At 67.0% G+C, this 10,997-nt stretch carries 9 protein-coding genes; all 9 read left to right on the forward strand.

The features are described from left to right. Positions 1-620: 620 nt before the first annotated feature. Positions 621-2,237 (forward strand): peptide ABC transporter substrate-binding protein, encoded by a 1,617-nt coding sequence (locus JS521_RS07610; RefSeq protein ID WP_205081957.1) that lies wholly within the window; start codon positions 621-623, stop codon positions 2,235-2,237. A 127-nt stretch (positions 2,238-2,364) separates the two neighbouring features. Continuing rightward, positions 2,365-3,294, forward strand: a complete 930-nt coding sequence (locus JS521_RS07615) for an ABC transporter permease (protein WP_205081958.1) — start codon at positions 2,365-2,367, stop codon at positions 3,292-3,294. After that, complete coding sequence (locus JS521_RS07620) at positions 3,287-4,240, forward strand: ABC transporter permease (RefSeq protein ID WP_205081959.1); 954 nt, start codon at positions 3,287-3,289, stop codon at positions 4,238-4,240. Before JS521_RS07615 ends, JS521_RS07620 begins: the two co-directional genes overlap by 8 nt. Before the next feature lie 11 nt (positions 4,241-4,251). Next, on the forward strand, positions 4,252-5,310 hold the full coding sequence (locus JS521_RS07625; RefSeq protein ID WP_205081960.1) for an ABC transporter ATP-binding protein: 1,059 nt from the start codon (positions 4,252-4,254) through the stop codon (positions 5,308-5,310). After that, positions 5,303-6,451 (forward strand): ABC transporter ATP-binding protein, encoded by a 1,149-nt coding sequence (locus tag JS521_RS07630; protein ID WP_205081961.1) that lies wholly within the window; start codon positions 5,303-5,305, stop codon positions 6,449-6,451. Before JS521_RS07625 ends, JS521_RS07630 begins: the two co-directional genes overlap by 8 nt. A 163-nt stretch (positions 6,452-6,614) precedes the next feature. Next, complete coding sequence (locus JS521_RS07635; protein WP_205081962.1) at positions 6,615-8,249, forward strand: peptide ABC transporter substrate-binding protein; 1,635 nt, start codon at positions 6,615-6,617, stop codon at positions 8,247-8,249. A 121-nt stretch (positions 8,250-8,370) separates the two neighbouring features. Continuing rightward, positions 8,371-9,294 (forward strand): ABC transporter permease, encoded by a 924-nt coding sequence (locus JS521_RS07640; RefSeq protein ID WP_047178619.1) that lies wholly within the window; start codon positions 8,371-8,373, stop codon positions 9,292-9,294. Beyond that, complete coding sequence (locus tag JS521_RS07645; RefSeq protein WP_205081963.1) at positions 9,287-10,264, forward strand: ABC transporter permease; 978 nt, start codon at positions 9,287-9,289, stop codon at positions 10,262-10,264. The genes JS521_RS07640 and JS521_RS07645 overlap by 8 nt, the downstream gene beginning before the upstream one ends. Before the next feature lie 13 nt (positions 10,265-10,277). Continuing rightward, a partial coding sequence (locus tag JS521_RS07650; protein ID WP_205081964.1) for an ABC transporter ATP-binding protein occupies positions 10,278-10,997 on the forward strand: 720 nt, incomplete at its 3' end.

A 10,997-nucleotide genomic window follows, 5' to 3' on the forward strand; every position in this document is an offset into this window, starting at 1 on the left:
CACGCCGCGCGGCCGCCCGGCCGCGCGCGCCACGCACGGCTCCCCCGCCGAGCAGGGCCGCCCGCGCCCCCCCCCGCCCCTTGCGCCCCGCCCGCCCGCCCCTGGGGGCTGCGGGGCGGTCCTGTGTGTTCTCGTGCGTACGGCTCCAGGAGGCCCGGAGCCGTACGCTCCGTATGCGGAGACCTCCACGCACCCCCCGGACCGCGTCGGACGGACCGTCAGCACGGGCATTGACAGAAGGCCCGGCCCACCACGGACACTGTGGTGGGCCGGGCCTTCGTCAATCGCTTTTCCTGACCAGGGTGTCCGGATATCGGGGGTCGCTCTCCGGAACATGTGTTAACAGTCCGTTTCGGGCGTGTCTGTCTGAGATCGCTTTGTCCGGATTTCGGGCACACGGGCGGGTCTGATGTTGTCAAACCGAGACCCTTTAAGTGTGGTTTACAGCCCGGCCGTACTCAATAGTTGGCTCCATTGAGCTCGGGTCAATGGGTCACGCACTGTGGGGAGTGCCGACTCACGAGCACACTCGGGGCACTGAACGATCACCGTCAGGGGTGTCGGTGAATCTCTCCAGTGCCCTTCTTGTAGTCAAAAGTGGACTCATGAGGAGGAAACCCATGCGCGGTGCCAAGAGCGCCAAGTGGGTCGCGGGAGCGGCCGTCATCGCCCTGGCCGCGACTGCCTGTGGCGGCGGTAGTGGCGACGAGGACAAGAAGAACACGTCGGGACAGCCCGCCGGTTACGTCTCGATCGACGTCGGTGAGCCCCAGAAGCTGCTGATGCCGGCCGACACGAACGAGAGCAACGGCTCCTACGTCATCCAGTCGCTGTTCACCCAGCTGCTGGACTTCGACGACAAGGGCGAGATCGTTCTCACGAACGCCGAGTCCGTCGAGACCGAAGACTCCAAGACCTGGACCGTCAAGCTCAAGTCCGGCTGGAAGTTCCACAACGGCGAGGCCGTCACCGCGCAGTCCTACATCGACGCGTGGAACTGGTACGCCAACATCAAGAACAAGCAGCAGAACGCGTTCTGGTTCTCCGACATCAAGGGCTACGAGGACGTCAACCCGGGCAAGGGTGAGCCGAAGTCCGACAAGATGTCGGGTCTGAAGGCGGTGGACGACACCACGTTCACGATCGAGCTGAGCAACAAGGTCCCGTACTTCAACTACAAGCTCGGTTACGCGACGTTCGCGCCGCTGCCCAAGGTGTTCTACGACGACCCGGCGGCGTTCGGCCTCAAGCCGATCGGCAACGGCCCGTACACCTTCGAGAAGTGGGACCGCAAGAAGCTCATCCAGGTCAAGGCCTGGGACGGCTACCAGGGCCCGAACAAGGCTGCCAACAAGGGCATCCAGTTCAAGAACTACACGACCGTCGAGGCCGCGTACTCGGACGTCGTCTCCGGCAACCTGGACATGATCCGCCAGGTCGGCCCGCGTGACCTCCCGAAGTACAAGACGGACCTCGGTGACGGCGCGATCGACCAGCCGTACGCGGCGATCCAGTCGCTGAACCCGGCGTTCTACTCGAAGACGTTCAAGGACATCGACCCCAAGGTCCTCCAGGGTCTGTCCATGGCGATCGACCGTGACACCATCACGAAGACCGTCCTGAACGGCACGCGCATCCCGGCGACGAGCTTCACGCCTCCGCAGGTCAAGGGCAACCAGACCCTCGACTCGGACATCCTGAAGTACAACCCCGCCAAGGCCAAGGAGCTCATCAAGGCCGGCGGCGGTGTCCCGGAGAACAAGATCGCCATCCAGTACAACGCCGACGGCGGGCACAAGGAGTGGGTGACCGCTGTCTGCGAGTCCATCCGCAACGCCACCGGGGTCGACTGCGTGGGCGACGCGAAGCCGGACTTCCCGACCGACCTCGAAGCGCGTGACAACAACGAGGTCAAGAGCTTCTACCGCGGTGGCTGGGTGGCCGACTACCCCGTCAACGTGAACTTCCTCAAGGAGCTCTACCACTCCAAGGCGGAGTCGAACAACGGTCGGTTCGCCGACAAGGAGATCGACGAGCTGATGGCGAAGGGCGACAAGGCCGACTCCCTGGAGGAGTCCGTCGCCGCCTACCAGGAGGTCGAGAAGGCCCTGGTGGACAAGATGCCCGCCATCCCGCTCTGGTACTACGCCATCAACGGCGGCCACGGCAAGAACGTCGACAACGTCAAGGTCGACTTCCACGGTGACCTCGAACTGACCGGCGTCACCACCAAGTAACGCCTGCGGGTCATTCCCCAACTGGCCGTCATCCGCCCGTGCTGCCCTCAGCGCGGCCGGAGGCACGGGGGTCGTCTCTGTCAAGAGGCGGCCCCCGCGCCGCAGTTATCCCCACACGGAGGCACCCATGGGGCGCTATGTCGCACGACGACTGCTCCAGATGATCCCGGTCTTCATCGGGTCGACCCTGCTGGTCTTCCTGATGATGTACGCACTGCCCGGCGACCCCGTCAGAGCACTTGCCGGTGAACAGCACGTAGACCCTGCGCAGATCGCGCAGATCAAGGCCGACCTCGGTCTGGATCAGCCGATCTGGCAGCAGTATTTGCAGTACCTGGGCAATTTGTTCCAGGGGGACCTCGGCACACAGATCGGGACGAAGCGCCCGGTGGCCGACGTCATCGCCGATGCTTATCCGATCACCGTGAGACTGGCGATCTTCGCCTTCATCTTCACGGTCGTCGCCGGGATCTCGCTCGGCATCGTCGCGGGCCTCAAGGCCGAGTCCCTCAGGGACCGCAGCCTGCTCGGCCTGACGCTGGTGCTGATCTCCATGCCCTCCTTCGTCCTGGGCTTCCTCGTTCAGCACCTCTTCGCGTTCCAGCTCGGCATCGCCAAGCCCAACGTGAGCCTCGAACCGACCAACAGCGAACTGATCATGCCGGCCATCGTGCTGGCGTCGCTGTCACTCGCGTACGTGGCCCGGCTCACCCGTACCTCGGTCGCGGAGAACATCCGCGCCGACTACATGCGTACGGCCGTCGCCAAGGGCCTCCCGCGCCGCCGCGTCATCGGCGTGCACCTGATGCGCAACTCGCTCATCCCGGTCGTCACCTTCCTCGGCACGGACATCGGTGCCCTGATGGGCGGCGCGATCGTGACCGAGGGCATCTTCAACATCAAGGGCGTCGGACAGCTCGTGTTCGAGGCTCTGGGGAAGCGCGAGGGCGCCACGGTGGTCGGCATCGTGACGCTGCTGGTCATCGTCTACCTCGTCTGCAGCCTGCTCGTCGACCTGCTCTACGCGGTCCTGGACCCGAGGATCCGGTATGCCTGACACCACCGCACTCACCAAGAGCACCGACGTTCCGGCGGAGGCTCAGACGCCGGCCGCGACCGACGCCGGGCCCGCTCCCGGCAAGCCGCGCAGCCTCTGGTCGGACGCCTGGCACGACCTGCGCCGCAACCCGCTCTTCCTCATCTCGATGGTGCTGATCCTGCTGCTCGCCGTCATGGCGATCTTCCCGGGGCTGTTCACCAGCGCCTCGCCGCGGGACGCCAACCTGGCCGAGCACTACCTCCAGCACCCGAAGTGGGGCAACTTCTTCGCCCCCGACTGGCTCGGCTACGACGTCCAGGGACGCTCGATCTACGCGCGTGTCGTCTACGGGGCCCGCGCCTCGATCACCGTCGGCGTGGTCGTGACCATCGCGGTCACCCTCACCGGCCTGGTGATCGGCATGCTCGCCGGCTACTTCGGCGGCTGGCTGGACACGATCCTCTCCCGGATCACCGACGTCTTCTTCGGCGTCCCCTTCATCGTCGGCGCCATGGTCATCCTGACCACCTTCGAGGAGCGCTCCGTCTGGGTCGTCATCCTGTCGATGGCCTTCCTCGGCTGGACCTCGATCGCCCGTGTCGCCCGTGGCTCGGTCATCACGATCAAGCAGGCCGACTACGTGGTCGCCGCCAAGGCGCTCGGCGCCTCCACCACCCGGATCCTGACGCGGCACATCCTGCCGAACGCCATCGCTCCGGTGATCGTGGTCGCCACCATCGCGCTCGGCGGTTACATCGCCGCCGAGGCCACCCTGTCGTTCCTCGGCATCGGCCTCGCCGAGCCGACGGTCTCGTGGGGCATCGATGTGTCCACTGCGAAGGACCAGCTCCGCAACGCGCCGTACGTCCTGGTCATCCCCTCGGTGATGGTCTCGATCACGGTGCTGTCCTTCCTGATGTTCGGCGATGCGGTCCGCAACGCCCTCGACCCCAAGATGCGCTGAGGGAGGCGTTCGTGACCACCATCGACAAGACGGCTCACGTCCCCGCACCGCGGGAGTCCGTGAGTGGCGACGGTCCACTGCTCGACGTCCGTGACCTGCACGTGGAGTTCCACACCCGCGACGGTGTGGCCAAGGCGGTCAACGGTGTGAACTACACCGTCAGCGCCGGCGAGACGCTCGCCGTGCTCGGCGAGTCCGGCTCCGGCAAGTCCGTGACCGCGCAGACCATCATGGGCATCCTCGACATGCCGCCCGGGAAGATCACGCAGGGCGAGATCCTCTTCCGCGGCCAGGACATGCTGAAGATGTCCAACGAGGAGCGCCGGAAGGTCCGCGGCCGCAAGATCGCGATGATCTTCCAGGACGCGCTGTCCTCGCTGAACCCGGTCCTCTCCGTCGGCTACCAGCTCGGCGAGATGTTCCGGGTCCACCAGGGCATGTCCCGCAAGGACGCCAAGGCCAAGTCCATCGAGCTGATGGACCAGGTCAAGATCCCGGCGGCGGCGGCCCGCATCTCGGACTACCCGCACCAGTTCTCCGGCGGTATGCGCCAGCGCATCATGATCGCCATGGCGCTGGCCCTGGAGCCGGACCTGATCATCGCCGACGAGCCGACCACCGCGCTCGACGTGACGGTGCAGGCCCAGGTCATGGACCTGCTGGCCGAGCTGCAGCGCGAGTACAACATGGGTCTGATCCTGATCACCCACGACCTCGGCGTCGTCGCCGACGTCGCGGACAAGATCGCCGTGATGTACGCGGGCCGGATCGTGGAGACGGCCCCGGTCGGCGAGCTGTACAGCCGCCCGGCCCACCCGTACACCAAGGGTCTGCTCGACTCGATCCCGCGCCTGGACCAGAAGGGCCAGGAGCTGTACGCGATCAAGGGGCTGCCGCCCAACCTGACGCGTATCCCCGCGGGCTGTGCCTTCAGCCCGCGCTGCCCCAAGGCACAGGACATCTGCCGTACGGACGTCCCGCCGCTCGCCCCGGTGACCGAGCAGGACGGCCTCGAGCTCGTCGGCCGCGGCAGCGCGTGCCACTTCTGGAAGGAGACGATCCATGGCTGAGCTCAAGAAGGAGCAGGAGCCCGTGGACGCCACCCCGCACGTCTCCGAGGTGGAGACGGTGGACGCCGCGACCGAGGCGGAGGCCGTAGCCGCCATCGACGCGCCGGTCAGCCAGGGCGAGCCGATCCTCCAGGTGCGCAACCTGGTCAAGCACTTCCCGCTGACCCAGGGCATCCTCTTCAAGAAGCAGATCGGCGCGGTCAAGGCCGTCGACGGGATCTCCTTCGACCTGTACGCCGGTGAGACCCTGGGCATCGTGGGCGAGTCCGGCTGTGGCAAGTCCACGGTCGCCAAGCTCCTGATGACCCTGGAGCGCGCGACGGCCGGCGAGGTCTTCTACAAGGGCCAGGACATCACCAAGCTGTCCGGGCGCGCGCTGAAGGCGGTGCGCCGCAACATCCAGATGGTGTTCCAGGACCCGTACACCTCGCTGAACCCGCGGATGACGGTCGGCGACATCATCGGGGAGCCCTTCGACATCCACCCCGAGGTGGCCCCGAAGGGCGACCGGCGCCGCCGCGTCCAGGAGCTCCTGGACGTCGTGGGTCTGAACCCGGAGTACATCAACCGGTACCCGCACCAGTTCTCCGGCGGTCAGCGCCAGCGCATCGGCATCGCCCGCGGCCTCGCGCTCAACCCGGAGATCATCATCTGCGACGAGCCGGTCTCCGCGCTCGACGTGTCGGTGCAGGCGCAGGTCATCAACCTGATGGAGAAGCTCCAGGACGAGTTCAACCTGTCCTACCTCTTCATCGCGCACGACCTGTCCATCGTCCGGCACATCTCCGACCGGGTCGGTGTGATGTACCTCGGCAAGATGGCCGAGATCGGCACGGACACGCAGATCTACGACCACCCGACGCACCCCTACACCCAGGCGCTGCTCTCGGCGGTCCCGGTTCCCGACCCGTCGGCCCGCGAGGGACGCGAGCGGATCATCCTGACCGGTGACGTTCCGTCACCGGCGAACCCGCCGTCGGGCTGCCGCTTCCGCACCCGGTGCTGGAAGGCGGAGGAGCGCTGCGCGACGGAGGAGCCCCTGCTGGCGATCCCCGAGCGCTTCGTGGCGGGGACCACCCCGGCCTCGCACGAGTCGGCGTGCCACTTCGCCGAGGAGAAGGACGTCGTTCACGCGGCGTAACCGCTCCGGCTGTTCAACGGCTGATGCCCGGTCCCCTTCGGGGGGCCGGGCATCGTCGTGTCCGCGAGCCCTTCTGCCCGTACGGGGCAACCCCACATGCGGTACGTCACGTAATGCGGTGATATGAGGCATTGAGCTACTCGATGACTCTAGGAGGCACTTCATGCGCGGAGCCACACAGGTCAGGTGGGCCGCATGTGCGGTGGCCGTCGCCCTGGCAGCGACGGCCTGCGGCGGCGGTGACGGCGACGGTGGCGGCAGCGGCGGCGCCGACGGCATCGTCAGCTCCTCCTGGGGAGACCCGCAGAACCCGCTGGAGCCGGCCAACACCAACGAGGTCCAGGGCGGCAAGGTCCTCGACATGGTCTTCCGCGGACTCATCCGCTACGACCCGAAGACCGGCGAGGCCCAGAACATGATCGCCGAGTCCATCGACTCGACGGACTCCCAGAACTTCACGATCAAGCTCAAGGACGGCTGGACGTTCTCCAACGGCGAGAAGGTCACCGCCAAGTCCTTCGTCGACGCCTGGAACTACGGCGCGGCCCTGAAGAACAACCAGAAGAACGCCTACTTCTTCCAGTACATCGAGGGCTACGACAAGGTCCACCCGGAATCCGGGTCCGCCTCCGCCGAGACCCTGTCAGGCCTGAAGGTCGTCGACGACCTGACCTTCACCGCCAAGCTCACCCAGAAGTTCTCCCTGTGGCCCGACACCCTCGGCTACGCGGCCTTCGTCCCGCTGCCCAAGGCGTTCTACGACGACCACGACGCCTGGCTCTCCAAGCCCGTCGGGAACGGCCCGTACACCATCGAGTCGTACGCCAAGGGCTCCTCGATGAACCTGCGCAAGTGGGACGACTACCCGGGCGACGACAAGGCGAAGAACGGCGGCGTCGACCTCAAGGTCTTCACCGACAACAACACCGCCTACACCGACCTGACCGCGGGCAACCTCGACCTCGTCGACGACGTGCCCGCCTCCCAGCTCCGCAACGTCGAGGCCGACCTCGGCGACCGGTACATCAACACCCCCGCCGGGATCATCCAGACCATCGCCTTCCCCTTCTACGAGAAGGAGTGGGACACCGACGACGCCCGCAAGGTCCGCCAGGGCCTGTCGATGGCGATCAACCGGCCGCAGATCACCGACCAGATCTTCCAGAAGACCCGCACCCCCGCCTCCGACTGGACCTCCCCGGTCCTCGGCGCGGACGGCGGCTTCAAGGAAGGGCTCTGCGGCAAGGAGTGCACGTACAACAAGGCCGAGGCCAAGAAGCTGATCGACGAGGGCGGCGGCATCCCCGGCGGCCAGCTGAAGATCTCGTACAACGCCGACACCGGCTCCCACAAGGAGTGGGTCGACGCCGTCTGCAACAGCATCAACAACGTCATGGGCGACAACAAGGCCTGCGTCGGCGGTCCCGTCGGCACCTTCGCCGACTTCCGCGCCCAGGTCTCCACCCAGAAGCTCACCAGCGCCTGGCGCGCCGGCTGGCAGATGGACTACCCGCTCATCCAGAACTTCCTCCAGCCGCTCTACTACACCAACGCCCCGTCCAACGACGGCAAGTGGAGCAACCAGGAGTTCGACGACCTGGTCGACAAGGCCAACGCCGAGAGCGACAAGGCGAAGGCGGTCACCACCTTCCAGGACGCGGAGAAGATCCTCGTCACCGAGATGCCGGTCATCCCGCTCTGGTACCAGAACGGCAGCGCCGGCTACTCGGACCGGGTCGACAACGTCGCGCTGAACCCGTTCAGCGTCCCGGTCTACGAAGAGATCACCGTCAAGTGACGCACTGAGCGACGCGCACGGCCGGGACGCCCGACATACCGGCGCCCCGGCCGTCCGCGCTCCTCGTGCCCGTCCGCGCTCCACCTGCCCGGTACCGCTCGACCGACCCCCGGAGCCCCTCATGGGACGTTATGTGATCCGGCGGCTGCTGCAGATGATCCCCGTCTTCTTCGGCACCACGCTGTTGATCTTCCTCATGGTGAACGTGATGGGCGACCCCATCGCCGGCCTCTGCGGCGACCGCCAGTGCGACCCGGCCACCGCCGCCCAGCTGCGCTCCGAGTTCGGCCTCGACAAGCCGGTCTGGCAGCAATACCTCACCTACATGGGCAACGTGTTCACCGGAGACTTCGGCACCGCGTTCAACGGGCAGAAGGTCACCGAGCTGATGGCCACCGCCTTCCCCATCACCATCCGGCTCACCATCGTCGCGGTCGTCTTCGAGGTCGTCATCGGCATCAGCCTCGGCGTCGTCACCGGGCTGCGGCGCGGCCGCCCCGTCGACACCACCGTCCTCATCCTGACGCTGGTCGTCATCGCCATCCCGACCTTCGTCACCGGCCTGCTGCTCCAGCTCCTCCTGGGCGTCAAGTGGGGCATCATCAAGCCCTCGGTCTCCGCCGACCCCACCTTCGACGAACTCCTCGTCCCCGGGCTGGTCCTCGCCTCGGTCTCGCTCGCCTACGTCACCCGGCTCACCCGGACCTCGATCGCCGAGAACGCCCGCGCCGACTACGTACGCACCGCCGTCGCCAAGGGCCTGCCCCGCCGCCGGGTCGTCGTACGGCACCTGCTGCGCAACTCGCTCATCCCCGTCGTCACCTTCATCGGCACCGACGTGGGCGCCCTGATGGGCGGGGCCATCGTCACCGAGCGGATCTTCAACATCCACGGCGTCGGCTACCAGCTCTACCAGGGCATCCTGCGGCAGAACTCCCAGACCGTCGTCGGCTTCGTCACGATCCTCGTCCTCGTCTTCCTGGCCGCCAACCTGATCGTCGACCTCCTGTACGCCGTACTCGACCCGAGGATCCGCTATGCCTGAGCCGCAGTCATCGGACGGAGCGATCTCCCCGGCGGGCGCCGGCGGCCCCATGGACCTCGCCCTGGAGGAGGGCGCCAGCCTGGAGAAGAACCCGGACGGCCCCGACGGCGCCGGGCCGGCCGGAAAGCCGCGCAGCCTCTGGTCGGACGCCTGGCGCGACCTGCGGCGCAACCCGGTCTTCATCATCTCCTCGCTGGTCATCCTCTTCCTGGTGATCATCTCGATCTGGCCCTCGCTCATCGCGAGCGGCGACCCCCTCCAGGCCAACCTGGACGACGCCCAGAAGGGCTCCGAGCCCGGCCACCCCTTCGGCTTCGACCCGCAGGGCCGCGACGTCTACACCCGGGTCGTGTACGGCACCCGGACCTCGGTGACCGTGGGCGTCTGCGCCACCCTCGGCGTCGCGGTCCTCGGCAGTCTCTTCGGCGGACTCGCGGGCTTCTTCGGCGGCTGGTGGGACTCGATCCTCTCCCGCCTCACCGACGTCTTCTTCGGCATCCCCGTCGTCCTCGGCGGCCTGGTCTTCCTGTCCGTCGTCACCAGCTCCACCGTCTGGCCCGTCGTCGGCTTCATCGTCCTGCTCGGCTGGCCCCAGATCGCCCGCATCGCCCGCGGCTCCGTCATCACCGCCAAACAGAACGACTACGTCCAGGCGGCCCGCGCGCTGGGCGCCTCCAACTCCCGCATGATGCTGCGCCACATCACCCCGAACGCCATCGCCCCGGTCATCGTCGTGGCGACCATCGCGCTCGGGACGTACATCTCGCTGGAGGCGACCCTCTCCTTCCTCGGCGTCGGCCTGAAGGACCCGGCCGTCTCCTGGGGCATCGACATCTCCGCGGCCGCCAACTACATCCGCAACGCCCCGCACATGCTGCTCTGGCCCGCCGGAGCGCTGGCGGTCACCGTGCTCGCGTTCATCATGCTCGGCGACGCGGTGCGCGACGCCCTCGACCCCAAGCTGCGCTGAGGAGCCGGTTGCCATGTTGCTCGAAGTGCGCGATCTGCACGTGGAGTTCCACACCCGCGAAGGCGTCGCCAAAGCCGTCAACGGGGTCAACTACTCGGTGGCCGAGGGCGAGACGCTCGCCGTCCTCGGCGAGTCCGGCTCCGGCAAGTCCGTCACCGCCCAGGCGATCATGGGCATCCTCGACATGCCGCCCGGGAAGATCGCCGGCGGCGAGATCCTTTTCAAGGACCAGGACCTGCTGAAGCTCAAGCCGGAGGAGCGGCGCAAGATCCGCGGCCAGGAGATGGCCATGATCTTCCAGGACGCCCTCTCCTCGCTGAACCCGGTCCTCACCGTCGGCCAGCAGCTCGGCGAGATGTTCGTCGTGCACCGCGGCATGTCCCGGAAGGACGCCAGGGCCAAGGCCGTCGAGCTGATGGACCGGGTCCGCATCCCCGCCGCAAAGGACCGGGTCAACAGCTATCCGCACCAGTTCTCCGGCGGCATGCGCCAGCGCATCATGATCGCCATGGCGATGGCCCTGGAACCCTCCCTGATCATCGCCGACGAACCCACCACCGCCCTCGACGTCACCGTCCAGGCCCAGGTCATGGACCTCCTCGCCGAACTCCAGCGCGAGCTGAACATGGGCCTCATCCTCATCACCCACGACCTCGGCGTCGTCGCCGACGTCGCGGACAAGATCGCCGTGATGTACGCGGGCCGGATCGTCGAGATCGCCGCCGTCATCGAG

The organism is Streptomyces durocortorensis, assembly GCF_016901035.1.
GTDB lineage: Bacteria > Actinomycetota > Actinomycetes > Streptomycetales > Streptomycetaceae > Streptomyces > Streptomyces durocortorensis.